Origin of the sequence: Cohnella pontilimi (assembly GCF_005049045.1) — a bacterium.
Taxonomy (GTDB): domain Bacteria; phylum Bacillota; class Bacilli; order Paenibacillales; family Paenibacillaceae; genus Cohnella; species Cohnella pontilimi.
The window spans coordinates 24072-50597 of the sequence record NZ_SUPK01000004.1; the positions used below are offsets into that span (position 1 = coordinate 24072).

Below are 26526 nucleotides of genomic sequence, written 5' to 3' on the forward strand. Positions count from 1 at the left end.
CAACAAACGCGAATAAGGAATGAGCGGCAGCGCGGCTGCCCTCATTCCTTATTCCCGATTGCCGCAGGCACTTTAGTGACGTGCCATGACCAGTACTTTGCCACGGTCCAATTCGGCTTCAAACATACTCGCTTCATGCGTATCGAAACCCATCGATTCGATTTTGTGCCGGAGTTGGTCACCACGGTCGCGGAACAGGTTGGCGATCGAGTCGAACATGCCTTCCTCCGATATGCCGATCTTGCTGGCATCCGTTGCATCGGCTAAGCGGTCGGTGCGGTCTTTGCCATGTGCCAGTACGTAGATTTCTTTATCCGTATACCCTTGGCGGTGCAAATCCTTGACGATATCGACGGCTTCCAATCCGTTGTTCACCAATTTTGCATACGGTCTCATGGTCACTCTCCTCCTTCGGCCTATATCTGTCCCATCATTACCCCATTCGCTTCCGGTTGAAACACCAGCCATTCCGAATTTTCGAAGACGCGTGCTTTCTCCGCGGCGGACTTCCAATCATGCCGGTTTCTGCCATCCGGTGCCGGGTGATCCGTTCCTTTATTTTTCGAATAGCCCCATTTCTCCGCATCCTCGTCGCAAGACCATGCCGCCGCTGAGGTCGGCGTCGATCCGGACGACGGCGTACCGTTACTGTTCTCTGCCGCAAGCAGCATCAGCCATGAAACTTTCATCCCGCTTCCTCCTCTTGTCTTGTTGATAAGATCGTGCGGAGCTGCACTGCCTTAATGTCTCAAATGTTCAATCTCATTTTCTCTTGGCTCTTGGACTCGAAAAGATTCCAGTTCCGGCTGCCGTCGCTCTGCAGTTTGCCGTTCTGCGTTACCGTGTTCGTTCCAACCTCTCCGGAGGCCGGACAGGACGCGGGTACCGAGGGAGATCCAGCGAACCCATTTGAGCGGCGGGGCTCCCCCATCAAGGGCCGCCGCTTGCCGGCGGACAGCGTGGGTGAGGTTCCGGGAAGCTTCTCTGGCGGTTCCGGTTACTTCTCTCAGCATAAGTCCGACATCTTGGACCGCATCGAATAACGGGTTGGTCGCTTGCAATTTCCCTTTAACATCCGTCGTCACTTCATTAATGGTTTCAGCCAGCTGTCTGATTTCACCTTGCAGTCCTTCGATCGTCTGCTTCACTTCATCTACCGCCGAGCGGGCGGATAACAGCGAACGCTGGGCAGTTTTCAGGAGACTGATCAAAAAGATACATAAGACGACGAAGGCGACGGCTGCTGCGGCTAGGCTCCATGCGATGATTTCGTTGGTGTTCAAATGCATCCCTCCGATTCGGCGTCGTGAGGCCCGGCAGCCTCCCGGACAATCACTGTATATAACTCTATGTATCTCGTTACCCGGTGCCGGACGGTTCCGAAACAAAAGCTTGTTGTCGTTTCACCCCCAAAAGGCAGGGGTAAGCAAGGACTAGCGCAACCCCGGCGGACTACCGGCCGAGGAGAAGCCTTTACCGGCTCAATCAAACAGCCGGACTATTCGAACTATAGGAGGAGATTGATCATGCTGTACTGGGCAATGGTATTTCTGGTCGTAGCTATCGTCGCTGCGATTTTCGGATTCGGCGGAATCGTAGGCGCAGCAGCAGGAATCGCGAAAATCCTGTTCTTCATCTTCCTGATTCTGTTCATCGTATCCTTGTTCACAGGCCGCCGCAGCCGGAGATCCTTATAAAAAGAAGCCTGCCGGCGATTTTTAAGGAAACCCGAAAGCCTTGGCAAAAAAACGACGCTTCTCGATCCGATGCGGATCGGGACGCGTCGTTTTTGAATCCGTTGCTGATTCGCGAAGCGCGAAAGTGCGTTAATAGTAAGACAGCCGCCCTTAGAGGCGTCTCGTAAAAATGAAACGGAGGCTGATCCATACATGCAAGCACTCTTTCTCGCCGGAGGTCTTGGAACCCGACTGCGTCCTTTGACGGAACATCTTCCGAAGCCTATGGCCCTGGTGGGTAATAAACCGTGGCTGGAGCATCTTCTCCGCCATTACAAAGAACAAGGCGTGAACGAGTTCGTCATCGCCGTTAAACATTACCGTGAGCTGATTGAAAGTCATCTCGGCGACGGATCCAAATACGGAGTTCGCATCGAATACGCGGTGGAAAAAGAACTTCTCGGCACGGCCGGCGCGATCAAAAACGCCGAACCGCTGCTTCGGGACCGCTTCATCGTCGTGAATGCGGACATCATTCATCAGGTCGATCTCTCATCCGCCCTGGCATTTCACGAGAAGCACGGCGGTGCGGTGACGATCTGCCTCACCGAAGTGGACGATCCTTCCCACTACGGAGTCGTGGAACAAACGCAGGACGGAGAAATCGTCCGGTTTGTGGAAAAACCGAAAAAAGAAGAATCGCCGACAAACCGCATCAATGCCGGCATATACATGATGGAGCGCAGGGCGCTGGATCATATTCCGGCAGGCCGGGCGGTTTCCATCGAGAAGGAGACGTTCCCGCTCTTGATCGACAACGGAAGCGGCGTATACGGGCATCCGATCGGCGGCTATTGGATGGACATGGGCACCAAGGCCCGATACCGCCAGCTGCACTGGGATTTGCTCGACCGCCGGTTCCCGCTCGCGATCGACGGTCAAGAAGGAGACGAGAGCGGCATTTGGCTCGGCGACAATGTGCGGGTCGGCCAAGGCGTTCTTCTCGTGCCGCCGGTCATGATCGGGGACGATGTGACGATCGGCGACCGCGCCGTCATCGGTCCTTACGCCGTAATCGGCAACGGCAGCAAGATCGGCAGCCAAGTGCGGCTGACCCACTCCATCTTGTGGGACCGCTGTAAAGTACGCAGCGGGGCTCAAATGAACGAGTGCATTTTCGGCTCCGGCATGCAAGTGGGCCCCCACATTTTGCACGAAGCGGTATGCAATCGTACTTTGGAGGTGCAACGCAGATGAATTTGAACGGACGCTTGCCTGTCATCGCTTATGTGAGCACGTATATTCCGAAAAAATGCGGACTGGCCACCTATACCCACAATCTCCGCGAAGCGGTCAATTTGTCCAAAGGCAATCGCGTGCAGGATCCCGTAGTGGCGATGTGCAACGAGGATGAGCGGGCGGATTACCGCGAGCCTTGGATGTGGCCGCTGCTCAAATCCGAGCCGGATGAATACCTCCGACTGGTGGATACGATTAACCAAAGCTCGGTCGATATCGTATCGCTGCAGCACGAATTCGGCATTTTCGGCGGAGACGCCGGCTCGTATATCATCGATTTTTTGAAGCGTTTAAAGAAACCGGTGGTCACTACGTTCCATACCCTTTTCGAGTCGCCGGTGGAGCCGTACTCCCCGGTGCAGAACGAAATCGCGCAATGGAGCGATCATCTGATCGTCATGAACCGCAAAGGCATCGGTTACCTGCACGACAGTTTCGGCATCCCGTTTGAGAAAATTTCATTCATTCCGCACGGCACGCCGGTTCCGCATCGGATCGACCGCGCTGCCGTCCGCCGCCGCATGGGCTGGGAAAACCGGAAGGTGCTGTTTACTTTCGGCCTGCTGGGGCGGAGCAAAGGGATCGAATTTGCTTTGCGTTCACTCGCCGGCGCGGTGCAAGCCGTTCCGGACCTGCTCTACGTGATCGCGGGCGCGACCCACCCGGAAGTGCGCAAAAACGAAGGCGAAGCTTACCGGGAAGAGCTGACGGCGATGATCCAAGAGTTCGGGCTCGAGCACCATGTCCAAATGATCAACCGCTACATTCCGGAAGACGAATTGGGTTCTCTCATATGCGCTTCCGACCTTTACATCACACCATACCCAGGCATGGAGCAAATCACGAGCGGCACGCTCGCTTATGCCGCGGGACTCGGTCGCCCGATTTTGTCCACCCCTTACGTGTACGCGAGAGACCTTGTTCAAGGCCACGAGGACATGCTGCTGCCTTACGGGGATACGGAAGCTTGGAGCGCCAAAATCATCGAGCTGTTCTCTTATCCCGGCTTGCTCTCCGAATGGCAGCGGATCATCACGGAAATCGGACGCACGATGCATTGGCCGCAAGTGGGCGCGCAGCACCTGCGGTTATTTCAGACAGTGGTAGCTGAGCAAAGGAGCAAAATCGCCGATGTCGGCTGAACGCATTTCCCGGCGCCGTTTCGCGACGCCCTCGTTCGACCATCTGCGCAGAATGACGGATGATACGGGGCTTCTGGAGCATGCGCTGGGAAGAATCCCGCGGCGTGTGGAAGGCTACTGCACCGACGATAACGCGCGCGCTTTATGGGTGGTGACCGAGTGGCTTTCGCTCGGTTCCAGCGCATTATCGCATGAAGATCAAGCCAAGTTGACGAAGCTGGCCGAAATTTATATGGCCTTCCTGTTGTGGCAGCAGCCCGACGACGGCTGGTGGCACAACAATGTGGCCTACGACCGGACGCCGGAACCGGAGAAGAAAATCCAGTCCCACGACTGCCAGGGACGCGCCATATGGGCGGTCGCGGACGCATGGGTCCGGCTCGAAGGGACGATGCCGAATACCGCTCGCGTCATGGTTCAGCGGGCTTTACCGACGCTCCGCCAGGTCGATTCCCGGCGGGGTCAGGCTTTCGCCATGGCGGCCTGCGCCCATTTGCTGGACGCGGGCAGCCGGGGTGCGATCAGGCTGCCGGATTCCTGGCGGGAAGAGCTCACCACGCATATGGAGAACTTCGAAAGAACGATGAACGAGCAATTCCGGAACTTCTCCGATGACAATTGGCGTTGGTTCGAGCCCGCCATGACTTACAGCAACGGCGTGCTCCCATGGGCGATGCTCCGTACGTATCAGGTCACCCGCCGGTCGGAGACGCTGAGGAACGGACTCGAAAGCCTTTCCTTCCTGCTGGAGAAAATGACCGCCGAAGAAGGCTGGCTGCGTCCGGTCGGCAACGACGGCTGGGGTACTGCGGAAAATGTGAGTCAATGGGACCAGCAGCCGCTGGAGATGTTCAAGCTGGCGTTGGCGCTGGAGGAAGCGGCGCGGGCGGTGGAGTTCGCCGATCAGCTCGCGGCCGCGGACGCCGAAGAGCATTATGTGACGAGCGGCGCGCCCGCCGGCTCTGCCGGCACGGCTCCGCGGACCGGCGGGGTCGGGTCCGGCATGACGCAGAGCAGCGGTCAGCATACGCCTACGTTGTATCGCACTTCCCATCTGCGTGCCATGCGCGACTTGTGTCTCGCCTGGTTCTATGGCGAGAACGACAAGCGGATGCCGATGTGCGACCCGCGTGACGGAAGCTGCTGCGACGGACTGATGGAGATCGGTCCGAACATGAACTGCGGGGCGGAATCCACGATTTCGTATTTGATGACCGAGGCTTTATGCCGGCGGGATTGAAGCCGGATGCGAAAAAAAGGGGCTTTCGGCAAGGTCAGTTTAAGACCTTGCCGAAAGCCCCTTGTTGTTATTCATCACTTGGTTTGGTCGTGAGCCACCCTCAGTTTCCTCCACGCAGCTGCTCGAGAGCCGCTTGAAAATCGTCGGGCAGCGGCGCCTTCACCTGCTGCTTCTCCCCGGTCCACGGATGCGGCCAGATCAGCTGCTCGCCGTGCAAGGCTTGGCGGGACATGATTTTGCGCGTACCGCCGTACATGCCGTCTCCGGCCAAAGGATGGCCGATGGCGGACATATGCACGCGGATTTGATGCGTGCGGCCTGTCTCCAAGCGAAGCCGGACAAGCGTGTGATCGGCGAACCGCTCGATCACCTGATAGTGTGTGACCGCATGATCTCCCGTCTCGCTGACCCGCCTGCGAGTGGAGTGATGACGGTCTTGTCCGATCGGCTTGTCGATCACGCCCTTGTCCTGGGCCACAACACCTTCCACCAGCGCGACATAGATCCGCTCGATTTTCTTTTCCCGCATCGCCTTGTCGTATTGGTAGTGTGAGAATTCGTTTTTGGCGTAAAGCACAGGGCCCGTCGTCTCTTTGTCGATGCGGTGAATGTGCCGGATGCGCAGCTGCTGGCCGCTGAATTCGTAGTAAGCCGCCACAGCGTTCGCCAGCGTGCGGCGCTGCCCCTTCTCGCTCGGATGCACTTCAATGCCGGCCGGCTTGTTCACCACAAGCGTAAACTCATCTTCATGCAAAATATTGAGCTCCATCCAGTCGGGTTGAAATTCCGGCCGTTCTTTCGGAAACAAATGCAGCCGCAAATTCGGCCCTTGCAGGAGCAATCCTTTGGACTGCAGCAGCTTGGAAACCAGCTTCGGCGGCAGCGGCAAAGCTTTCGCCACGTGCTGCAGCGGTGCTCCGGCCAACCCTTCCGGCAGCCGGATTTCCATCCACTCGCCCTTATGCCGGCCCATCTTCAGCATCTCACCCGTTGAGGAGCGCCCGGGAGACCTTGTTCCGCGTACGTTCGCGTTAGCGGGAGCGCTGAATGCGCGGGAATCCCGCCGGCTGCTCCGCTCGCTTCTCTCTTTTCGTTCCGTCGGGCGGGCTTTCCGTCCTCCTCCGTCATTTCGGTTCGGTTTGCGCGGCCCTTGACGTCCGGCTCGGTTCATGCGGTTTCCTCCGATTCCGTTCCAATGCCGTCAATATACGGGAACGCGTCTTCAATGTCAACTGAAACGGTTTCACCGCTCGACGGCATTCGCCGATGCGAATCGTTGGAACTTTTGACTACATTTCTGGAATGAACACGGAGTGTCCCGTTTTCGATAACAGCCGTCATTTTCCTTCAAAATTACACCGTTGCCAGTTTTTTGCATACGTTCTATCGTGTGAATAGGGGCTTGTCCCCAACAATTCGCGGGAGGTAATCGGAATGGACATCAACGAACAAGAAGTTACGGCAGTCGAAAATGTGGAAGCGGATGCACAAGCTGAGGTAGCAGCTGAAGCCGTATCCGAAGAGCAACCGGAAGCAGTTGCCGAAGCCCAGGAAGAGGAAGTCGTAGCTGAAGCCGAGGCAGAAGGCGAAGCAGCTGCGGAAGCCGAACAAGAACCGGTTGCCGAAGAAACGGCAGCTGAAGAAACGGTTGCCGAAGAAGAAGTCGTTGCGGAATCCGCTGACGACGCTGCGGTTGCGGAAGCCGACGAGCCGGCGCTTGCCGAAGTAGCGGCTGACGAAACCGAGCAAGCCGAAACGGAAGCGATCGGCGACTGATTTTACCATGAACGCAAGCCACAGATAAGGGGAGCCGCTCAAGCCAGCGCTCCCCTTTGATGTTGCGGTTCACCGCTTACCGGCTGCCTCGCAGCAAGCTCTTCAGCACCCATTTTCGTTCCCTGCGTTTCATGTATCGGGGTAAAGAAGCGTACAACTGCCGGCATTCGCGGAAGGCCGAGGCGGCCTCTTCCTTTTTCCCCAAAGCGGCATACAAAGCGCCAAGCCGATAATAAGCCTCGCAGGATGAGGAATTCACTTCCTTGAAAGCTTCCAAATAAGACAGCGCTTTGTGCGGATCCTTGGCGGTGAAAGCTTCGGCCAGTCTCAAGTAAGGCTGTCCATATTTCACGCGGGGACTGATCTCGAGCGCCTGAAGCATCTCCTTCTCCCCGTCCTCCAGCCTGCCGAGCGCCAAATCGCACGTCCCCAAATCGCTCCAATATTCCGCCGAATGCTCCATTTGCGACTCGATGCCGATAAGCACGTTGCGCGCCTGCGCATATTTCCGGCTCTCGATCAGCAGCCTCGCAAGCTCGGACTTCGCGGACACATCATAAGGGCTCATGTGAAGCTGCCGTCTCCATTTGGCTATCGAACTGCGCCGCCTGAACGGGCGTACTATACTGGGCGACAACCCTATGAACCGCCGCTCCAGCACATATAGAATCGCCAATAATACCAAAATCGCCAGAAACGGGTTGCCGAGCAACCACCATAACGCTCCAAAAAGCAAAACCTTGCTCATGGGCGCCTCCTTATCCATTTCTTCAATTTTTTCTTTTCATCCTATCATAATGGATATTGCGTCTAATCGGAACCATTTTGTCGTTTATCCCCCTTTGACGCTATCCCGTTCGCTCAGGGGGCAGTGCGCCCGCTCACCGCCACGAATAAGACTGTGCCATAACCTTACCGCCAACAACCACGCTCACCATTTTCGATAAGAGTTACCGGCATAAAGCCACGCTTTGTACGTTATCCCGTTCACTCAGGAGCATCGTGGTTATGCCACGCTTTGTATGTTATCCCATCCGCTCAGGATGTTGTTTTATGGCTGATGTACCGCACACATGCTTTGTCGCCATCCCCGATACTCAGAAGCACCGTCGTTATGCCACGCTTTGTCGCTATCCCGTTCGCTCAGGATGCTGGTTCATGGCTGATGTACCGCACACATGCTTTGTCGCCATCCCCGTTACTCAGAAGCACCGTCGTTATGCCACGCTTTGTCGCTATCCCGTTTACTCAGAAGCATCGTCGTTATGCCACGCTTTGTCGCTATCCCGTTCGCTTATGGCGATGTGATCCTCAACTGCGGATGAATGGAGGGTTGAAATGCGCTCGGCGCTGAGCGAAGGGGATAAGTGTTAAAGGCGGTTTATAGTGTCAGTGGTCATTCAGTTCTGAGTGCAGGGGATAAGGGTAAAAGGTGGCTTTTATTGGTAGAGGCAACACGAATTCTGAGCGAAGGGGATAACGGTAAAAGGCGATTTTTAGTGATAGAGGCAACACGAATTCTGAACGAAGGGGATAACGATAAAAGGCGGCATTTAGCGGTGGTGGTCATCCCAGTTCTGAGCGAAAGGGATAACGGTAAAAGGCGGTTTTTAGTGGTAGTGGTCACACGAATTCTGAGCGAAGGGGATAGTGACAAAGAAAACGTCAGGCGTGAATGCCTGACGTTTTCTTTGTCAGTCTCGCGGTTTGGCGCGGCGGGTGGCTTGGGCTTCCAGGGGGTTGTCGGGCCAGTAATGTTTGGGGTAGCGGCCCTTCAAGTCTTTGCGGACTTCGAAGTAGGCATGGCTCCAAAAGCTGGCCAAATCCCGCGTCACTTGCACGGGGCGCTGGGCCGGCGAAAGCAGGTGCAGCGTGAGCGGCACCCGTCCGCCCGCTATGCGCGGCGTTTCGGAAAGGCCGAACAGCTCCTGGAGCCGGACGGCAAGCACGGGCGAGTCTGGATCGGTGTAGTCGATCGGCAGGCGTGAACCGCTGGGAACCGACCAATGTGTAGGGGCGAGTTCATCGAGTTCCCGGCGTTTGATCCAAGGGAGCAGCGATTCGAGCGCTTCTTTCAGATTCAAGCGCTGCAAATCGGCCACGCTTTTCATATTCACCACGTAGGGAGACAGCCATTCTTCCAGCGTTGCCAGAAGCGCGTCATCGGACAGATCCGGCCACGATGGATCGCTGCGCCGCACAAACACCGCCCGTTCCTGGAATTGGCGGGCGGTGCGCGACCAGGGCAGCGACTCGGCGCCTTCTTCGCGAATCCCTTCGAGCAGTGCCGCCGCCACTTCGTCGGCGGGCGGCGACGGCATAGGCGTTTCGTCGAGCATCAAGGCGCCCAGTTTGCTTCGAACTCTCGCCCGCACCGCTTTCGCCGACCGGTCCCACGTCACGGAGCGTTCTTCCATGATTACATCGCGGAAATGGCGGAGAAGACCCGCCATCGTAACGGGAGCGGCGAGCCGGATTCTGCTTTCGGTGCCGGTATCGTCCACGTCCGCAACGACGATCCACTCTTCCCTTGCCAGTGGCTGCCCTTCCTGGAACGCGGCTCCCCGGCCGCCGCTCAGCAAATATTTGCCGCCCTCCCGACGGCGCCCGATCCGGTCGGGATAGGCGAACGCCAGCAACAAGCCGGCAACCTCTTCCGGCCGCTCGTCTATTCCTCTGTCTGCTCCCGTCTTCACTCCGCATTCCCGTTTCAACCGTTCCGCTTCCTCCAACAGGCGCCTTCTGGCGCCTTCGTCCGCCTTGAGCGGACCTCTGCCGTGCAATGCTTCCAGGCGATGCCGGAAATCGGTGTCCGGCCCGCCGGCGGCGCGAGTGAAATCCCGGTCACCCAGCAGCACGGCGATTTCACAAGCGATGCTGCCGAGTCCGAGCGGCATAACCCGCAGGAGCATATGAGATAATCGCGGGTGGATGCCGAAGGCGGCCATTTCCCGGCCATGCGGCGTGATTGCGCCTTCCGAAGTCAAAGCGCCAAGCATGCGTAGCAGCTCGCGAGCCTGCTGCACCGACGCCACCGGCGGCGCGTCAAGCCAGCTCAGTTCGGCCGGATCAGGCGTCCCCCATGCGGCCAGTTCGAGCACAAGAGGCGCGAGATCGGCCTCCCGGATTTCCGGCGAAGAAGAAGGCGCCAGCCGGTGCTGTTCTTCCTCGCTCCATAGCCGGTAACACGTCCCGGCCTGAAGCCGGCCCGCACGGCCGCGCCGCTGCTCGGCGGAAGCCGCGGAAACGGCTGTCGTTTCCAGTCTCGACATGCCGGTCCGCGGAGAAAACCGGGAAACCCTGGCGAGGCCACTGTCGATGACCACCGTGATTCCTTCAACCGTCAAACTCGTTTCCGCCACCGAGGTGGAAAGGACGATTTTGCGTTCACCCGGTATGGCCGGAGATATCGCGCGATCCTGTGCTTCGGGCGGCAGACTGCCGTGGAGCGGACAAATCCGAATCGCCGGACCGCCCGCGAATTCACCGATCATGGCCTGCAGCTTACGTTCCACGGCACGGATTTCCGCCATTCCGGGCAGGAAAACGAGCAAATCCCCGTCCCGCTCACGCAGCGCTTCCCGGACAACCGGTTCCACCCTATCCTCGATACGCAGGCCTGCTCTGGCCGGCCGCCGATAGAAGGTCTCCACGGGAAACTGGCGGCCTTCGCTGACGATGACCGGAGCGCCGCCAAGCAGCCGGGCGACCGGCTCGGCTTCGATCGTCGCGCTCATGACGAGCAGCCGCAAGTCCTCCCTCAGCAATTCCTGCGTCTGCAAGCACAAAGCCAATCCCAAGTCGGCCTGCAGGCTGCGCTCGTGAAATTCGTCGAAGATGACGAGCGCGATCTGTTCGAGACCCGGATCCTCCTGCAGCATTCGCGTCAACACGCCCTCCGTGACAACCTCGATCCGTGTGCGGGGACCGACTTTCGTATCCATGCGCACGCGATAGCCGACGGTTTGGCCCACCGGCTCCCCCAGCAAAGCGGCCATATACCGGGCTGCGCTGCGGGCTGCCAACCGGCGCGGCTCCAGCATGACGATTTTTCTTCCCTCCAGCCAAAGCTCCTCCAGCATGGCCAGCGGCACGCGCGTCGTTTTGCCGGCGCCGGGCGCGGCAACGAGCACGGCGCTCGTCCCTTCCGACAATGCTTGGCGCAAAGCCGGCAAACTCGTCTCCACAGGCAGCGTCGTTTCGCGCATCTCCGGCACCTCCTTTTGCTCGCTCATCATACTGCCCTTCAGCTTATCATGACTGGGCAAGCCCGGGAAAGAGCGGACAATATGAAAAAGAAGCCGCCCGAAGGCAGCCCCTGTTCCATTTCCCTCTAACGAATCAGCCGCTCCATCAGCATCTTCACAAATCTTGACGCTTCGACGTCAAGACAGACGTCGACCCGGCCGGCGGGGTCAGCCCAAGCGACGGTTTGGCCCGAAGGCTCGCGATGGTCGTAATCAATTTTCACTGTCATTTTCTTAGTCTGGACAAGAGAGCGGTCAATCAGTAAGGAGACCGCCAGCGGGTCGTGCATCGCCGTCCAGTCTTGCCCGATCACGTCCAGCCAGCGCTCGATCAGTTTGGCCAGAGCGGCGTTGAGCGGATCGCCGGAACTTTCCAGCATCCTGACTTCCTCCCGCCGGATTTTGACTTTCATCGTCACGTCGAGTCCAACCATGACGATCGGGGCTCCGCTGGTAAAGACGAGGTGAGCGGCTTCCGGATCGCTTTTGATATTGTGTTCGATATGCGGCAACTCAGCTCCGTTGTCCCCCAAGCGGGTCACGCCGCCCATGAGGACGATTTCCTTGACGTTCTGCGCGACGCGGGGTTCCCGAATGATCGCCGCCGCGATGTTGGTCAAAGGTCCGATCGGCACGATCGTAATCTGGCCCGGGCTTTTCATCACGGTATCGATCAGATAATCGACGGCATGCCCTTCTTCGAAAGGAATCTCTTCATCGCCGAGCACACCGTCACCCTCGTGACCGGGCCACCAAATTTCCCGGTTATGCAGCAGGGGCTTCTCTATGCCCGCAAATACCGGCACCTCGGGTCTGCCGCCAAGATGAAGGAGCTTTTTGGCCAACCGCGCTCGAAGTTTGACGTCGCCGTAAACGGTCGTAACTCCGACGAGATCCAGCTCGGTCGAACGCATGGCTAACGCCAGCGCCATCGCGTCGTCGACGTCTGTCGCAATATCGGTATCCAATATCATGCGCGTCATCGGACGATCCCTCCTATTTTCTCAGCGTTACGGGCTGTTGGAGTTCCGCCGACCGATACGCCGCAAGCGCAACTTCCATGGCACGCAGACCATCGACGCCGTTCGGCGAAACCGGCTTGTTATGCATGATGCAATCGATGAAATGATCAATCAGCCCCTGATCCGAATCGTCGCCGTAAAAATTTTCGGTCGTCTTCATTGTGTCGTCACTATGCAGCAGCACATTTTGCTTGAACAAATCCACCTTGCTGGTGCCATTCGTACCGAGAATGTCCAGTGTGACGTCACCCCATACCGGAAAAGACTTTGACCGCGACCAGGAAGGGTCGAGGGTGGCAATGACGCCATTATCGAAAGTGAAGGTTAAAAGTCCGCTGTCGTCGATGTCGAGATCCGGATGGAACCGGTTGTCGACCTCCGCATAAACCTCCGTCACTTCGGCGTCCGGCATATACCAACGCATCAAGTCCATGACGTGGACCGTGTGATCCATCACCGCGCCGCCTCCGGCCATCGAACGATCGATGAACCAGCCGCCGGGCATCGTGCCGCGGTTCGTACCGTTGATGGCCACCAGCTTGCCGAGCTTGCCGGATTCAACCAGCTTTTTCGTGCGCTTCGCAACCGTGCTGAAGCGGCACGGGAAGGCGATCATGAGCTGCACGCCGTTGCGCTCTGCGGCTTCGATCATCGCTTCCGCATCCTTTACGTTCGTAGAGATCGGTTTTTCACAAAGGATATGCTTGCCTGCGTTAGCCGCCTGGATCGTATACTCCGCATGTTTGGCGTTTTCGGAGCAGATGACGACCGCATCCGACGCCGCGAGCAGCTCCTCCGTCCGTTCGAACCATGGTATGCCGAGCTCCTCTGCCATGCGGCGGCCGCGCTCCGGATCGTCGTCGGTAATACCCGCCAGCTCCGCATCGGGGTTCCTTTTTAAGGCATGGGCATAAGAGTAAGCGTGCATATGGGCAAAACTGATCATTCCGATTTTCATCTCATAAGCCTCCGTTCCTTAAGATAAAAAGACAACTTGTCCGGTTTCGGCCGAACGAATCGCCGCCAGTGCCAGCTCCAGCGATTGGGCCGCGTCCTCGCCGTTCACCGACGGTTCCGTTCCGGAAGCGATACAATCGATAAAATGCTGCAGCTCATGAAAATAACCATCCGGCTCAAGCGGACTTTCCAACTGATGTGTCAGTCGTTCTTCCCCGCGTAGAGTTGTCTTGATCGAATAGGTGTCGGCCGAATCGAACTTGGCCACTCCGCCGGTACCGGCCAGTTCGAGGAACGTGCGGAACCCGTCCGGCTGTGCCCAGCTGCCCGTGATGTGCGCGATCACACCGCTCTTCATGCGGATCGAGACGACGGCGTGCTCGCCAGGCAGGCCTTGTTCCGTACCGGCCAGTTTGGCGTACACCCGTTCCGCCTCACCGAAAGTCCAACGAAGCCAGTCCATATCATGGATCGCCAAATCGAGCAGCACGCCGCCGGACCTTTTGTTGTCGCCAAACCAGGCGCTCCACCCCGGTGCCGCGCCCTCCCGGATCATCCGTACGGTTCCGACTCGGCCGAGACGACCGTCCTCCACCATTTGTTTGGCTGTACGATACTCGGGGGAGAACCGGAGCACATGTCCGATCATCAGCTTGACGCCGGCTTTGCGGCAAGCTTCGACCATCGCCTGCGCTTCTTCGGACGAACGGGCCATCGGTTTTTCGCAAAACACGTGTTTTCCGAGCTCGGCGGCTCGAACCGCGTACTCTTTATGTAAGTCAGTCGGAAGACAAATATCGATCAAATTCGGATTTTCCGCACTCACCAATTCATCGAGCGACGTGTAGTGAGCAACACCCGCTTGCTCCACCAATCTGCGGGCCGCCTCTTCCCTCGCATCGACGACCCCGACCAGCTTGGCTCCCCGCATACCGGCCAAGGCCGCGGCATGAACGGCCCCCATGCCTCCGGCTCCCACCAAACCCACTTTCAGCATACTGATTTCCTCCTCCATGTTTACGCTTTTCATCATTTAGGGCTGCACGATTTCGTTCCTCTCAACACCCGAGCTTTCCCTCACGATCAATTCAGTAGGAATTACGATCTTGCGAGCCGAACGATTTTCCGAAAGCTGCTCCACCGACTGAAACAATAGGCTCACGAGTTCTTTGCCGATATCGGTGATGGGCTGCCGCACGGTCGTTAAAGCCGGCTTAAACAAACTTGCCGAAAAAATGTCGTCATACCCGACAACCGCCACTTCTTCCGGGACACGGATGCCGGCTTGCTCCAACGCTTTGATCGCGCCGAGAGCCAACAAGTCGTTGCCGCAAAACAAAGCGTCGAACATCACGCCCAATTCCAACAGCACCGTAAGAGCTCCGTAGCCATCCGAAAATGTTTGCCCCTGAACGAGCCGAATCAGTGCTTCATCGACATTCAGTCCGTGCATCATCAATGCTTTCCGGTAGCCAAATTCCCGTTCGATCGAAACCGCCGGTCCCCCGATATACGCGATCCGACGGTTTCCCAATCGGATGAGGTGTTCCACAGCGGTCAGGGATCCGTGGAGGTGATCGCCTACTACACTGCTCACGCCGGGCATGCTCTTATCCAACATGACCAACGGGATGCCGGAATTTCTGAGCATCTCCATTTGCTCCTGCATATCCGTCGGATCGTCCGGCGAAGCGCAATATATAATGCCGTCCATCCGCCGCTCGATGAACATTTTTAAGTAGGCCTTCTCTTTGTCCGTTCGGTTATCCGTTGAACAGATCAACGTGGTGTACCCGTTCGACCAGCACTCGTCCTGGACTATTTTCGACAGCAAGGACCAAAATTCGTTCGATAGCTCGGGAACAAGAAGCCCTATAGTCTGCGTTTTCTTGTTGATCATCGCTCGGGCCGTATGGTCCGGGTGAAACTTCAGCTTGTCAATAGCCCGCCGAACTTTGTTCAACGTACTTTTGCTCACCCGGTCCCTGCCGTTAATAACCCGTGACACGGTGGAGATCGAAACGCCCGCTTCTTTGGCGACTTCTTTAATGGTTGATTTCATCGTTATCCCTGCTTCGCTAGTGGAATCAATCGCCTATCGAAACAGTCAATCGGGCAGACGACGGATGCGCGGATCGGTAAAAATATCCGATTCGTCATCGCTCGTGCTGGAAAATTCGGACACGACAGCACCTTCATCGCCAGCTTGAAACCAATGCAGCGTGTTCGGCGGAATCGTATACTGCTCTCCCGGATTGAGCTCGATTTCGTGAAAAACGGTGTAGCAGGCTTCGCTTCCGGCCGGCGGTATCGCTTTCGGCGAAGCGGCGGGCGTTCCTTCGACATAAAGAAAAACTTTTCCGAATCGGCAGCGGAACGTCTCCATTTTGCCCGGATTCGTCTCGCTGAGCGGTGGATGCCGATGTTCCGGGCACGTTTGGCGGGGCATCAGCACCAGATCTTTGGCGCAATACCGGTCCGTGTTGATGTACGTAATGAGCTGAAGTCCGCTTTTTTCCAATTCCCCAAGCCCCATGTCGGTCACTTCCACTTTGGCCTTCTCTTCTTCCGTCAATACGACCCCTATTTGTTCCAGCATGCGGATCGTCCGTCGTCTCGCTTCTTCCCTGCTGATCGATTCCGTCATTGTTTATTTTCCTCCATCACATAGTCGATTGAAAAGCAAATCCAAAAAACGGTCGGCGTCCACGTCCAGCGCTACTTCTACTGTACCATGCGGATCGGCGACCGCAACCGTTTGTCCTGTTCCTTCGCGGTGATCGTAGACAACCTGGACCTTCATCCGGCGCGTGGTGACCAATGTTCGATCAATGGCAAGCGCCATAGCGAGCGGATCGTGCATAGGCGTCCTGTCTTCCCCTATTCGCTGCAGCCACCGTTCGATGACATCGGCCAGCGCTGCGTTAACCGGCTTGCCCGAGTCGATCAACCTCTGGGTTTCCCGCCGGGAAACGGTCACCTTGCACGTTACGTCGAGACCCACCATCACAATCGGAGCACCGGAAGAAAACACGACGGATGCCGCCTCGGGATCGCACTTGATGTTGTGTTCAACCGGGTAAAGCTCAGCACCGTTGCTGCCGAGACGCGTGACGCCGCCCATCACAATCAGCTGCTTGACCTGCCGAATGACGCGCGGTTCCATGATGATCGCCGCCGCGATATTCGTCAGAGGACCGATGCACACGAGCGTGATTTCGCCTGGATGGTTTGTTACCGATCGGACGATGAAGTCCACGGCATGGCCGGCGTTTGGAGGCTGGGAGCCTTGATCCAGCAAATCGCCCATCCCGCTGTCGTCCTGCGTATCGGAGTCGGACGTCCAACTGACGTTTCGGTTGCGAAGTAGCGTTTGGTTCAAGCCATGATAGATCGGAATCGGACGAGAGCCGGCCAGTTCGAGCAACCGGGCAACACGGCGTGCGTGATAATGGACGTCGGAATAGACGGTCGTGATGCCTTCGATCATCATCTCCGGGGAAGCGAGAGCCAGCGAGATCGCCGTGGCATCGTCCGGGTCGCCTCCGATATCTGTGTCGATGATCACACGTTCTTGGCGCAAGCCGCTCATTTCGCTTCCTCCTCCCATTCAGCCGCAGTTTCCTTCGCCAGGTGCTCCAACCGGTCCGCCATCCACAAATTCACTTCCCATAAATCTACGACCGGCTGCCTTGTATAAGGCAGGGTGGGCATGTAACCCGGAGGCCCGAATTCCGGCGTGAACGTGATCGTTTCCGCGCCTTGGGCCAGCCGGCTTTGGATGATTCGTTTCCACCAGCTCTCGTGGACGGAAAGCTCTTGAGCGAATTCCGGCGCACGCGGATCTGCAACTTGCGGACCTTCGCGGTGGCCGACACGCCCATGAATGTGAATGGAACGCTGACAGGCCAGTTCCATCGCATCGTCCTGCTCCTCGAGCAGAGATTCCGCCACACAGCACCAATGGCTGAAATCGGCGTTAATTTTCAGTTCAGGCAACTGCTGCAGCATAACGGCCGTATGCCAGGGTGTATACAAAGCGCGGCCTCGATGCGTTTCATGAGCGACGGGGATACCGATGGAACGCTCCATTTTCAGCGCCTGTTCGAAAAACGCCAGCTGCTCCTTCGGACCGTCACTGTCTTTGCCGCTTTGCGACACGATGAACAGCGGATCGAACGAGGCCGCCCGCTCGATTTGAGCCGCGAACGAAGCGGCATGATCCGGCCCGCCGGTCAAAACTTGCGCGATAAACGCCAGCCCATAATCCGCGAGCAGCAGCCGGAAAGCCGGCTCCTGATCGGCGGCGGGCAGCGGACTTTCAATCCCGTGATAGCCCGCTTCCGCAACGCGTTCGAACACACGGCCGATGTCCCGGGGCATTCGTATGGTCAAAGGCGATCCTTCGAACCCGACGTATTCCCACAGCGATTTAAACCGTTTGATCGCAGGCGCCACGTCACACCTCCGCCGTATGGCACGCGACGAGCGCGTAAAGAGGCATCGAAGGAAGTGTCACCGACAGGCAGCCGTCTGAATAATGCCATTCGGCGTCGATCGTCCTGTCGTCCAGGGTATGTACGGTCAGGCCGGACACCGGTCGATCCGTTCGGAGGCGGAAGCTCACGTTGGCAATCGGGATGACGCGATCCTCTTCCCGGCTGAATTGATAGTTTACGAGATGAACGGCCGTGCTTCCGTCCGCCAATAGGTGAGGATTCAGCCCAATGTCAGGCCGGCCTTCCACTTCGATCTGGAACTTCCGGTCGGGCAGCACGTTGCGGATGGCGGTGACGAACCCGTACAGCCTTTCCGCCGGGTCGCACACGATCGTTCCGGCATGCCCCAGAATTTGCGCGGCAAGCTCACGGTCTCCCATCTCATCAGCCAGTCGGCCATAAACCACCACGCGTCCGCCGGCGTTCAAAAACTCCAGCACGACCGCCAGCTGATCCCCCGTCATTTTGTTGTTGTCCGGGAGCACGAGGCATTTGTACTTCTGCAAGCTTGCCAGCGTGAAATCGTCTTGGAACAGGTCGCCGTCGGACGAAATCAGAGCATCGAACGGGACATGCTGCTTACTCATTTCTTTGATGATGTCCCAGAATGGCATCACCACATCTTTGTTCATCGTAGGAGACAGCATCGTCGCCTGGTTCGGATCGTTCTCGACTGCATCGTTCTCACGATAATAATAGCTGGGATAGCTGTAATTCACGACGATTTCTGCGCCGGATACATCGGAGATCAGGTGATCGTACTTTTTTAGGAACTGCTGCACGGCCATCGTCGGCTTTTTCGGCGCATAGAAAGCGTCCCGAATCGTATTGCCCATCCACCCGCCGTAAGGAACGGCCAAATTGCAGCCGAACGTCGTCGCTTCGAGCAGCATGAGCTGGAACTGTTCCGCCATTTTGCCCGCGCGCAAATTTTCAAGCAGCTCCGGTACGACGCCTCCGTAGGGGTTTTCCACCACCGTCATCGGCTTGCCGTGGGCAAATCCGTTAGCATACCGGTACCAATAAGCTTGCCGGTACAGCGTGTTGCGCATTTCGGTAGCGATGATGTCCACTTCCGGCTGCAGCGGCATGTATTGGTGCATCACATGGAAGAAGTTGCCCGACACCAGCACTTCGCGGCCTTTCGAACGCCCGTAGCTACGCACATAATCCGTCAACTCTTTGAAATAGCCGGTCATGATTTTCATCTGGAACTGGAAATATTCCGTGAAAAAAGGAACCTCGGATGCCTTGCCGGGATAATCGACGTTTCTTTCTTTAAGGTACTGCCCGTAATGAAACTTGCTGAGATCCATATGCTGAAGCTCCGCAGGCAAATCGCCTTTCGCTTGCCGGCTCAGCAAATAGGCATTGAACTGTTTCATGCAGTCTTTGCAGAAGCAGCCGCCGTACCCGATGGCCGTAATCGGCAGTTCGCATTCGTCCAAATGGACGCCATGAACGCCGGCATCGATCTGAATTTCGATGATTTTTTTCAGATAGGCCCGCCAGACCGGGTTGTTACGGCACATTTGATAGCAAATTTGTTCATGCCCGACCACTTCCACCCAACCCGCGTGAACGGCGGTACCGTCCATTTTCCGGGCTGCGCATTCTTCCCACAGGTCAGTCACTTGCTCGCCGTCGCTGTTAAGGAGACCGTCCGGGAAATAGTCGCGGAATGTTTTTTTGAACAGCTTCGGATATTTGTCCTGGCTGAATTCGCGCAGGCCGTACCAGGTTTTTGTGCCTTGTCCCCGCATGATGTTGAGGCCGAGCAGCCGCGTCTCGTCTTCGCTGATCTCCGCCGGAAATTCCCAGCCCTGCACCTCGAAAACGACGCCGAACACTTTGATTCCGTGTTTGTCGCATTCGCGTATGAACTCCTGATCGTTCATGTACCCGTACATGCGCAGCCGCGGCGGCACTTCCCCAAAAGCCTCTTCTTCCAAATAGGGCAGGGAAACGACACCTCCGCCGAGCGCGGACCATACCAGCAGCGTCGCCTCGTAATCCTTCAGATCCTCCACCATCTGCGTCCTGCGCATCGGCAGGCTGGGGTGATAGCAATGTTCGTCCCGGTACCATCCGTCAAAATAAATTCCGCGTTCCACGTCGGCCTCATCCTTTCAACTATACGTTGCTTTTGAATCGGTCAAGCGAGAATAGCGAGAGATCAAAACCGGGCGATTCTCGGAAAGCCAGCTTCGCCAGCATTTCTCCGATGACGCTGGCAAACTTGAAGCCGTGTCCCGAAAAACCAGCTCCGATGGCGATATGCGGATACTCCGGATGGCTGTCCACGATAAAATGTTCATCCGGCGTCATCGTGTACGTGCACGCCGAGCCTTTGGCCGCCGCCGGGGTTACGCCAGGCATGTACCGTCGCACGTACTCGGTGATGTCGTGCCCGTCCTCCGGATAAGTCCCGAACGGAGGCATAGGTCTGTCGAGCGGCGAAGGACGGGATTCCCCATCATGCCTTCCGACTTTGACGCCGGAGCCTTCGATGCTGGGGAAGCCGTAGTAGATGCCTTCCGGCAGGTCGAACAGGAACGCCGGAAAACGGTCCGCATCATAGTCGTGCGTTTCGGTCGGGAACCAGGCGACCGTTTTGCGGATCGGCTTCAACGCCGGTTCCAGTCCAACGCTGCGCAGCATCGGTCCGGCGAATTTGCCCGCGGTCAGCACGAGCGCCTTCGCCCGGTACGTTCCTTCGTTCGTCACCACGGTGACACCGTCGGAATCCGGCAGGATCTCGGTGACAGGCGTGTTCACCTTCAGATCCGCGCCCTTGGCCAAGGCGGCATCCCGATAGGCGGCGATGCACGCTTCGCACAGCAGCAGTCCGCTGTCACCTTCGTAACAGCCGATATGCGACTTCGGAAGGGCCAGGCCGGGCCAGCGACCTTGGATAGCTTCCGAGTCCAAAATTTCGACCGGCAGATTGTGCTCCTTCGCGCTTTCCATCATTTCGCTGAGCATTTGGGAGCCCGGCTCGCCGGTCTGAAGGAGTCCGGTTCGCAGGAACAGCTTGCGGCCGGTTTCTATCTCCAGCTCGTACCACAGAGCCTGGGCCCTCAAAGCCATCGGCGTATATTCGCGGCCTTCTCCATAAGCGTGCCGGATAATGCGCGTTTCTCCATGATGCGTGCCATTGCCGTGCGGCGGATTATCCGCGTCGATCAGCAAGGTTTTACGGCCGCCCGCCGCCAAGTGATATCCCGCCGACATTCCCATCGCACCCGCGCCTACTACGATTACATCATACTGCTGCATGAGCGTTCCTCTTTCCAATGTTGCAAATTTCGGTCTGTAGTTTCTATTCTAACATTTAGAGGCAATAATGCTCTATTAAGTCAGCCGCCACACCGCGCAGCCGTAGCCGGCGAGCGTGACGCGGGTGCCGGTCGAAGATTCCGCGCCGCCGAGCAGCAGTTCGGCGCCGGCAACGCCGGCGTCCGTCTCTAACAAAGCCGGCTCCGGCCCCAAGTTCACCGCAACGAATCTGGCTTCGTCCCCTCGGCGGCGGTAAAAAGCCATCACCGGCGTACCGGTGTACACATATTCCGTTGTAAAGTCGTTGCTCAGATGCTTTTTGCGCATCGTGAACAACTCCCGGAAAAACTGCCGCAGATCCGGGCCGTCGCCGCCATAGATCGAAGCGTCTTCATCGCCTTGATAGATCATCGGCATCCCGTCTATGCAGCTGAGCACGACCCATAACGCTTTGGCCTTGTCTACACCGTACCATTTTGTGGCCCGTGCTTTGTTCCACACCCAGGTGACGGTATCATGGTTGCCGAGAAAACGCAGCTTCACATAGCCCGGCATTGTGCTCAGCATCTCGGCCTCCAGCCAGCGGGTGAGTTCACGCGCGTACGCTTCCGGCGACAGCGCCGCACCTTCCAGTTCGAACAGCACGCGATAAAGCGCCATGTCATAGAAGACATCCGTATACGGAGCATAAGCCGGAACCGGATTGAAATTTTCCGGCGTCACCAGCGGTTTTTTCCCGGCTTCCACGAAGCCGTCCCGGATCGCCTTCGAGATTTCGATGCCGCCCATCAAGTTGGAATTGCTCGGCCGGTGGTCTCCGTACGGCCTCCAGTTCGTCAGTCCGCCCATCGCGCAGTCGATGCGCGCGCCGTCCACCCCAAACCGCTCGACATGCTCCTTCACGAGATCCTTCGTGTACTGCAAATATTCCGGGTTCGTCATGTCGAACGACAAGCAATTCCACTCGATCTGCGGCATCCCGTCCCGCCGAAGCGAAGCCCAATGCCGATGTGTCTTTCCGAGCGGATCTTCAAGCTCCGGCCCATGCGGTACGTAGTCGAACAACAGCGTCATGCCCAGCTCATGAAGCCGCCTGCTGAACGCGCTTACCGCTTCGTCTCCTCCATACCGCCGATCTACAATTCGCTGGTCTGTCGGATGGTAGACCCCCCGATCGAGATGCTCGAAAATCGGCAGCACCCAGACGTGGTCGATTCCCACCTCCCGCAAACCTTGCATTTCTTCCGCATACTGATAGAGATCCCGCCGGATAGGGAATCCGGCGTCCATGGTGCCGTGCGGATGACAGGAATACAGGACACCGTCCCGATGGCCGTTCGTTGGCGGCAGCCATCCTTTTCGTGTATATAAAGCACGAATCGGAGCGAAAGGATCCGCAGTTCCCACCGGTTGAATATAGAGAACGCCTGCGGTGAGAGGCCGTCCCGGTTCCAGGTTGGCCTCCACCGCCGCGAGATTGACCGAATGTAAAGTATCCCCGGTGCGATAAACGCCGGTCGCCCATTTTTCTTGTTCGTCCACAAAAATCAGATTCGTGTTGTGTCCGTCCGAGCGAAGACGGATGACGGGATTGACCAACCCGGTGCTCACTACGTTGCCATCCTGCATGTCCTCGGCACGGAATTCGGGATACGGCACGTTGCCTGGAAAATCAAACACCGTTGAAGAAATTGCATGCTGCGAAGCTATAAAAGCAACTCCGTTGATATGTTTCATCGCCTTACCACGATTCACGACAACAGCGGTTATTTCCAAGGTGCCTTCAACCGCTTGATATCTCATTTCTAACGCTAACTCTTCCAAAACAAACTTCGTGCTCAAAACGCCGGCGCTCTCCTCAAATCCCCGGAACTCCCATTCTCTCCCCGATAACGCCGAGTCCGGCGGCTCGATCCGAGGCAGCTCCCATGTATTCGCGCCTTCGAAAGAATGATAGACAAGACGCCCGGCGGTATAATTCCCGTCACAGCCGACGTCCACTGCGAGACTGCCGTGCCAGACCGCCTCATGACTCGAAACGGCCAGCAGCCCGCCGTTACGGCGGTCAAACGTACAAACGAGTCCATCTCCCGCAAAATGGCGGATATCGTCCGTCAAAGGCATCCTAACCGTCTCCTTCCTCTGTGACAACACACACGATTCGGAGAAGGGGGCAGCGCGGCCCCCACCCCCATCCAATCTTAAACGTTGACGTATTTATTGCCGGCAAGATCGACCCCGCGGGCCAAAATAATTTCCCAATTCTCGTTCTTCTCCGGAATCACTTTCGTGTCCGTCGAAATAAAGCGCATCGTATATCCGCAGCGCCGGTATGGACTTGTGTTGGCCGCGGCTCCGTGAATGATGCGGGAGTCGTGAAGCGAGCATTCGCCCGGCTCGAGCTCGAAGTAAACCGCCTTGTCCTCGTCGATGTTTTTGATCTGCGCATGGAACGTGTTGATTTTCATATCGACGTCCTCATATTCCGAAAAGCCGTTGTTATGCGTACCCGGAATAACGCGCATGCAGCCGTTTTCTTTCGTGCTTCGGTCAATCGCGAGCCATACGGTGACAATTTTGTCGTATTTGTCGAACCGGCCGTTCCAATATGCGGAATCCTCATGCCATGGCGTAGCACGCCCGACGTAAGGATCTTTGCAAATAAAATGGCTGGACCAAAGCATAATGTTCGGCCCGATTAACGGTTCCACAATATCCAGCACCTCGTCCGCCAGCAAAAACTCCAGCAGCCGCTTGTCCCGGAAATGTGGCGTATCGAGCTCGTCCGACAATTTGTCGCCTTTTTCCGCCAGATGATCCTCGAAGATGCCGCGGAGACGATCCATTTTGTCGGCTGAAAATACCGGTTTTTTATAAAGGTGGTATCCTTGTTCCCAATATTTGTCCACTTCCGGTTTCGTAAGGGTATGAATCGCCATGATCTCAACCTCCGTGAATTAAGCGTTTTGGAGTAAAGCGTCTGTTATCATTTTGAACAAAACAAGATCGTCCTTATAGTCTTCCGGCGTCGTCTTCGGCTTGACACCTTGGGTCACCACATCGTAGAAATGTTCGAGCTCCACCGTATACGGATCTTTCAGCGTCGGGCGTTTCACCGTCTCGTGATACGCTTCGCCGATCGTCTCTTTCACGCTCAGCGTGGTCGGCAAGTGCCGAATGTAGGGCGTATCGTACTGGACCATCAGCGTTTTGGTTTGCCCGAACACTTCGATGTGCGCGTCAAAACGGCGCTGGTCGTCCACACCGGTCTCGAACGTGGCATAGTAACCGTCGAATTCGAGAATGGCCGTAATGTAGCCGCCTCCGTTCCACTGGGTTGCGGACACAACGCGTTTCGGCATGCCGAGCAGCTCCCGCATCGCCGACAGGTCGTGGCTGTTCAAGCCGGCAAGCAGCCCGTAGGCATTGTAGATCTCTTGCGGAACTTCTCCGATCGCTTCCTTGATCATGGCGGAGCGCCTCGTCCAGCGATCGTTCATCGCTTCCTGGGGAATATCCGAGAAACGGTGCACCGTGCTGGATTGCTCGATCATCAACCGGTTTTGGCCGATGATGTCACGGATTCTCGCGTACTTGATCGGGCCGAGCGTTCGGATCTCCTCCAGCGCTTCGGTAAACGCGGGGGCATAACGCCGCATATATCCAACCATGACTTGGACGCCGGCTTCATCGCGTGCGCGAATCATGGCATCGGCATCCGCGTGATTCAGTGTCATCGGCTTCTCAATCAGCACATGCTTTTTGTTGTTCAGCGCATGAATCGCGCATTCCGCGTGATACTCGTCGCTGTTGAGTACGAATACGGCGTCGAGATCCGCTTGCTCCGCGAGCTGCCGGGCATCTGTATACAGATTCGCAACGCGGTGTTTTTCACCGAGCAGCTTGAGCAGCTTCGGGGAAATGTCGCAAAGAGCGGCAATCTCATATCGGTCCGCCAAATTCTCCAAAATCGGCAGGTGAGTGATCTGCGCCACTTCGCCCAATCCGATCAAACCTACTTTTAATCGTCTCAAGGTGTACAACTCCTTCATAACTGTAACATGACAAAACCTGGCGGCTTCTGCTTGGCGGTTCGGAACGGCAGCAGCTCACGGGACCCGTGTCGGCTGAAAATGCATAGACACAAAGCACGAGTCCCGCGCATGCAGGCTGCCTCTCAACCTTTCTTGCCTTGTGAAATGTTTTACTTCTTGCCCATCTTTGTGAGAAGCGCATCTCTGTCCTTGCTTACGGCCTTCATCACGGCATCTTGAATTTGCTGCAGCGCCGTGTGCGAATCGGTGTTTTTGTCGATCGCTTCCTGCAGCATTTTGTTCCAGATGTCGTTCGCTTTCGCATCGAGCGGAGTCGGGATGTTGAGCGGGATATTCTTCACAAGCTCTTTGTACATCATCAGCGGCTTCTGCCCGCCGAGAATTTCAAGCGGCTTCTCTTCCGTCTTCGCCAGGTCGAATGCCGGCAGGAATCCCGTCGGGTTGCTCCATTGAATGGCTTCCTTATTGCTGTTGTCCATGCCCAGGATGTTGAGGCGGATATATTCCCAGCCGCCCAGCTTGTTCTTCGCTGCGGATGGAATCGCCAGCGAAGCGCCGCCCATGCCGCCATACACGCCGAACGGCAGGTTCGTCACGCGCCATTTGCCTTTGGTGTCTTTGGCCTTCCCGTCGATGTCCCAAACTCCCCAGTCGCCGGAGTAGAACATGACCGTCTTGCCTTTCGCCATCGCTTGAGCACCTTTATCGTCATAGAAGTTGATGTTCGAAGCCAGCTTTTCTTTCTTCATTTCCTTTGCCGTATCGAGTGCGGTGACGAATTGGTCGGTGTTGCGGACCCAGTTCAGGTCGCGGTCGAAAAATCCGACGCCGCTCGTCATGACATTGACGATCGTGGTGTCGTAGTCATAAACGTACTTCTTGTCGGCCGCCAGTGTTTTCGCGAGATTAATGAAATTGTCTTTGTCTTGAATGTATTCTCCGAATTCTGCCGGATCCGAAGGGAATCCCGCGGCGTCCATCACGTCCGCGCGATAGAACGAAAGCGCAGGCGGAGTCGTCCACGGAATCGCCAGAAGCTTGCTGCCGTCAAGGGATTCGAAACGCTGCCAGTGGGAGTCCGCGAAGAAAGGCTTATAGCGGCCCGCGTCATACGGCTGCTGCAGCAGATCTTCCAGGCCGTCGATCGTGTTGAATTCGCCCATCTTGGAGCCGTCGACCATGACGACGTCCGGAACCCCTTTGCCGGCGGCAAGCACGGTTTTCAGTTTGTTGTGCAGCTCGTCGAACTGCATGACGACGTTATTCACTTTCACGTTGGGATATGTGTTGTTGAAGAACGTGCTGAGAGATTTCAATTCCCAAGAGGACCACAC

Annotated in this window: 24 protein-coding genes; 5 read left to right on the forward strand and 19 right to left on the reverse strand. The window is 56.9% G+C overall.

Annotated features, from left to right (window positions below):
* Nucleotides 1-72: 72 nt before the first annotated feature.
* From E5161_RS09010 to E5161_RS09020, 3 genes are read right to left on the reverse strand one after another with little or no spacing between them, the layout of a single operon-like run.
* Nucleotides 73-396, reverse strand: a complete 324-nt coding sequence (locus E5161_RS09010; protein ID WP_136777397.1) for a YflT domain-containing protein — start codon at nt 394-396, stop codon at nt 73-75.
* 20 nt (nt 397-416) lie between these two features.
* On the reverse strand, nt 417-689 hold the full coding sequence (locus tag E5161_RS09015) for a hypothetical protein (protein ID WP_136777398.1): 273 nt from the start codon (nt 687-689) through the stop codon (nt 417-419).
* Between the two features lie 51 nt (nt 690-740).
* Entirely contained in the window at nt 741-1283 is a 543-nt protein-coding gene (locus tag E5161_RS09020; protein WP_169306646.1) for a DUF948 domain-containing protein, read from the reverse strand.
* 243 nt (nt 1284-1526) lie between these two features.
* Between E5161_RS09020 and E5161_RS09025 the strand changes: the two genes are divergently transcribed.
* The 4 genes from E5161_RS09025 to E5161_RS09040 all read left to right on the forward strand — a co-directional run bounded on the left by E5161_RS09025 (nt 1527) and on the right by E5161_RS09040 (nt 5357).
* Nucleotides 1527-1697, forward strand: a complete 171-nt coding sequence (locus tag E5161_RS09025) for a DUF1328 domain-containing protein (RefSeq protein WP_136777400.1) — start codon at nt 1527-1529, stop codon at nt 1695-1697.
* 192 nt (nt 1698-1889) lie between these two features.
* A complete protein-coding gene (locus E5161_RS09030; RefSeq protein ID WP_136777401.1) occupies nt 1890-2933 on the forward strand; it encodes a nucleotidyltransferase family protein in 1044 nt (347 codons plus the stop codon).
* Nucleotides 2930-4117, forward strand: coding sequence for a glycosyltransferase family 4 protein (locus E5161_RS09035; protein ID WP_425456489.1), 1188 nt, complete (start codon nt 2930-2932; stop codon nt 4115-4117). Before E5161_RS09030 ends, E5161_RS09035 begins: the two co-directional genes overlap by 4 nt.
* Nucleotides 4107-5357, forward strand: coding sequence for a hypothetical protein (locus tag E5161_RS09040; RefSeq protein WP_136777402.1), 1251 nt, complete (start codon nt 4107-4109; stop codon nt 5355-5357). The genes E5161_RS09035 and E5161_RS09040 overlap by 11 nt, the downstream gene beginning before the upstream one ends.
* Before the next feature lie 100 nt (nt 5358-5457).
* Here the strand turns inward: E5161_RS09040 and E5161_RS09045 are convergent, their stop codons facing one another.
* Nucleotides 5458-6528: an RluA family pseudouridine synthase gene (locus E5161_RS09045; protein ID WP_246042157.1), complete on the reverse strand. Its 1071-nt coding sequence runs from the start codon at nt 6526-6528 to the stop codon at nt 5458-5460.
* Nucleotides 6529-6791: 263 nt separating this feature from the next.
* Between E5161_RS09045 and E5161_RS09050 the strand changes: the two genes are divergently transcribed.
* Nucleotides 6792-7133 carry a hypothetical protein gene (locus E5161_RS09050; RefSeq protein WP_136777403.1) on the forward strand — a complete coding sequence of 114 codons (342 nt, stop codon included), beginning with the start codon at nt 6792-6794 and terminating at the stop codon, nt 7131-7133.
* A 76-nt stretch (nt 7134-7209) separates the two neighbouring features.
* Here E5161_RS09050 and E5161_RS09055 read toward each other — a convergent pair whose 3' ends face one another.
* The 15 genes from E5161_RS09055 to E5161_RS09125 form a co-directional block, all read right to left on the reverse strand.
* Nucleotides 7210-7881, reverse strand: coding sequence for a tetratricopeptide repeat protein (locus tag E5161_RS09055; RefSeq protein WP_136777404.1), 672 nt, complete (start codon nt 7879-7881; stop codon nt 7210-7212).
* Between the two features lie 946 nt (nt 7882-8827).
* Nucleotides 8828-11341: an ATP-dependent helicase HrpB gene (gene hrpB, locus E5161_RS09060; RefSeq protein ID WP_136777405.1), complete on the reverse strand. Its 2514-nt coding sequence runs from the start codon at nt 11339-11341 to the stop codon at nt 8828-8830.
* A 125-nt stretch (nt 11342-11466) separates the two neighbouring features.
* Nucleotides 11467-12363, reverse strand: coding sequence for a nucleoside hydrolase (locus E5161_RS09065; protein WP_136777406.1), 897 nt, complete (start codon nt 12361-12363; stop codon nt 11467-11469).
* A gap of 13 nt (nt 12364-12376) precedes the next feature.
* Nucleotides 12377-13360: a Gfo/Idh/MocA family protein gene (locus E5161_RS09070; RefSeq protein ID WP_136777407.1), complete on the reverse strand. Its 984-nt coding sequence runs from the start codon at nt 13358-13360 to the stop codon at nt 12377-12379.
* Nucleotides 13361-13378: 18 nt separating this feature from the next.
* Nucleotides 13379-14356: a Gfo/Idh/MocA family protein gene (locus E5161_RS09075; RefSeq protein WP_169306647.1), complete on the reverse strand. Its 978-nt coding sequence runs from the start codon at nt 14354-14356 to the stop codon at nt 13379-13381.
* A gap of 36 nt (nt 14357-14392) precedes the next feature.
* Nucleotides 14393-15421 (reverse strand): LacI family DNA-binding transcriptional regulator, encoded by a 1029-nt coding sequence (locus E5161_RS09080; RefSeq protein WP_136777409.1) that lies wholly within the window; start codon nt 15419-15421, stop codon nt 14393-14395.
* 45 nt (nt 15422-15466) lie between these two features.
* Nucleotides 15467-16006 carry a D-lyxose/D-mannose family sugar isomerase gene (locus E5161_RS09085; protein WP_136777410.1) on the reverse strand — a complete coding sequence of 180 codons (540 nt, stop codon included), beginning with the start codon at nt 16004-16006 and terminating at the stop codon, nt 15467-15469.
* Between the two features lie 3 nt (nt 16007-16009).
* Entirely contained in the window at nt 16010-16951 is a 942-nt protein-coding gene (locus tag E5161_RS09090) for a nucleoside hydrolase (RefSeq protein WP_136777411.1), read from the reverse strand.
* Complete coding sequence (locus tag E5161_RS09095) at nt 16948-17817, reverse strand: sugar phosphate isomerase/epimerase family protein (RefSeq protein ID WP_246042158.1); 870 nt, start codon at nt 17815-17817, stop codon at nt 16948-16950. Before E5161_RS09095 ends, E5161_RS09090 begins: the two co-directional genes overlap by 4 nt.
* Before the next feature lies 1 nt (nt 17818).
* On the reverse strand, nt 17819-19972 hold the full coding sequence (locus E5161_RS09100) for a hypothetical protein (protein WP_136777413.1): 2154 nt from the start codon (nt 19970-19972) through the stop codon (nt 17819-17821).
* A 19-nt stretch (nt 19973-19991) separates the two neighbouring features.
* Complete coding sequence (gene solA, locus E5161_RS09105; protein ID WP_136777414.1) at nt 19992-21137, reverse strand: N-methyl-L-tryptophan oxidase; 1146 nt, start codon at nt 21135-21137, stop codon at nt 19992-19994.
* A 75-nt stretch (nt 21138-21212) separates the two neighbouring features.
* Nucleotides 21213-23261, reverse strand: a complete 2049-nt coding sequence (locus tag E5161_RS09110) for an alpha-amylase family glycosyl hydrolase (RefSeq protein ID WP_136777415.1) — start codon at nt 23259-23261, stop codon at nt 21213-21215.
* 77 nt (nt 23262-23338) lie between these two features.
* On the reverse strand, nt 23339-24076 hold the full coding sequence (locus E5161_RS09115; RefSeq protein WP_136777416.1) for a phytanoyl-CoA dioxygenase family protein: 738 nt from the start codon (nt 24074-24076) through the stop codon (nt 23339-23341).
* 18 nt (nt 24077-24094) lie between these two features.
* On the reverse strand, nt 24095-25171 hold the full coding sequence (locus tag E5161_RS09120) for a Gfo/Idh/MocA family protein (protein WP_246042159.1): 1077 nt from the start codon (nt 25169-25171) through the stop codon (nt 24095-24097).
* A gap of 170 nt (nt 25172-25341) precedes the next feature.
* Nucleotides 25342-26526: an ABC transporter substrate-binding protein gene (locus E5161_RS09125; RefSeq protein ID WP_169306648.1), complete on the reverse strand. Its 1185-nt coding sequence runs from the start codon at nt 26524-26526 to the stop codon at nt 25342-25344.

What these genes read in the sequence shown, in the direction of transcription:
- E5161_RS09015 (WP_136777398.1), bottom strand. Translation starts at nt 689, where the DNA reads ATGAAAGTTTCATGGCTGATGCTGCTTGCGGCAGAGAACAGTAACGGT.
- solA (WP_136777414.1), bottom strand. Translation starts at nt 21,137, where the DNA reads ATGCAGCAGTATGATGTAATCGTAGTAGGCGCGGGTGCGATGGGAATG.
- E5161_RS09035 (WP_425456489.1), top strand. Translation starts at nt 2,930, where the DNA reads ATGAATTTGAACGGACGCTTGCCTGTCATCGCTTATGTGAGCACGTAT.
- E5161_RS09040 (WP_136777402.1), top strand. Translation starts at nt 4,107, where the DNA reads ATGTCGGCTGAACGCATTTCCCGGCGCCGTTTCGCGACGCCCTCGTTC.
- E5161_RS09070 (WP_136777407.1), bottom strand. Translation starts at nt 13,360, where the DNA reads ATGAAAATCGGAATGATCAGTTTTGCCCATATGCACGCTTACTCTTAT.
- E5161_RS09115 (WP_136777416.1), bottom strand. Translation starts at nt 24,076, where the DNA reads ATGGCGATTCATACCCTTACGAAACCGGAAGTGGACAAATATTGGGAA.
- E5161_RS09090 (WP_136777411.1), bottom strand. Translation starts at nt 16,951, where the DNA reads ATGAGCGGCTTGCGCCAAGAACGTGTGATCATCGACACAGATATCGGA.
- E5161_RS09050 (WP_136777403.1), top strand. Translation starts at nt 6,792, where the DNA reads ATGGACATCAACGAACAAGAAGTTACGGCAGTCGAAAATGTGGAAGCG.
- E5161_RS09030 (WP_136777401.1), top strand. Translation starts at nt 1,890, where the DNA reads ATGCAAGCACTCTTTCTCGCCGGAGGTCTTGGAACCCGACTGCGTCCT.
- E5161_RS09055 (WP_136777404.1), bottom strand. Translation starts at nt 7,881, where the DNA reads ATGAGCAAGGTTTTGCTTTTTGGAGCGTTATGGTGGTTGCTCGGCAAC.
- E5161_RS09075 (WP_169306647.1), bottom strand. Translation starts at nt 14,356, where the DNA reads ATGCTGAAAGTGGGTTTGGTGGGAGCCGGAGGCATGGGGGCCGTTCAT.
- E5161_RS09085 (WP_136777410.1), bottom strand. Translation starts at nt 16,006, where the DNA reads ATGACGGAATCGATCAGCAGGGAAGAAGCGAGACGACGGACGATCCGC.
- hrpB (WP_136777405.1), bottom strand. Translation starts at nt 11,341, where the DNA reads ATGCGCGAAACGACGCTGCCTGTGGAGACGAGTTTGCCGGCTTTGCGC.
- E5161_RS09010 (WP_136777397.1), bottom strand. Translation starts at nt 396, where the DNA reads ATGAGACCGTATGCAAAATTGGTGAACAACGGATTGGAAGCCGTCGAT.
- E5161_RS09025 (WP_136777400.1), top strand. Translation starts at nt 1,527, where the DNA reads ATGCTGTACTGGGCAATGGTATTTCTGGTCGTAGCTATCGTCGCTGCG.
- E5161_RS09080 (WP_136777409.1), bottom strand. Translation starts at nt 15,421, where the DNA reads ATGAAATCAACCATTAAAGAAGTCGCCAAAGAAGCGGGCGTTTCGATC.
- E5161_RS09110 (WP_136777415.1), bottom strand. Translation starts at nt 23,261, where the DNA reads ATGCCTTTGACGGACGATATCCGCCATTTTGCGGGAGATGGACTCGTT.
- E5161_RS09045 (WP_246042157.1), bottom strand. Translation starts at nt 6,528, where the DNA reads ATGAACCGAGCCGGACGTCAAGGGCCGCGCAAACCGAACCGAAATGAC.
- E5161_RS09065 (WP_136777406.1), bottom strand. Translation starts at nt 12,363, where the DNA reads ATGACGCGCATGATATTGGATACCGATATTGCGACAGACGTCGACGAC.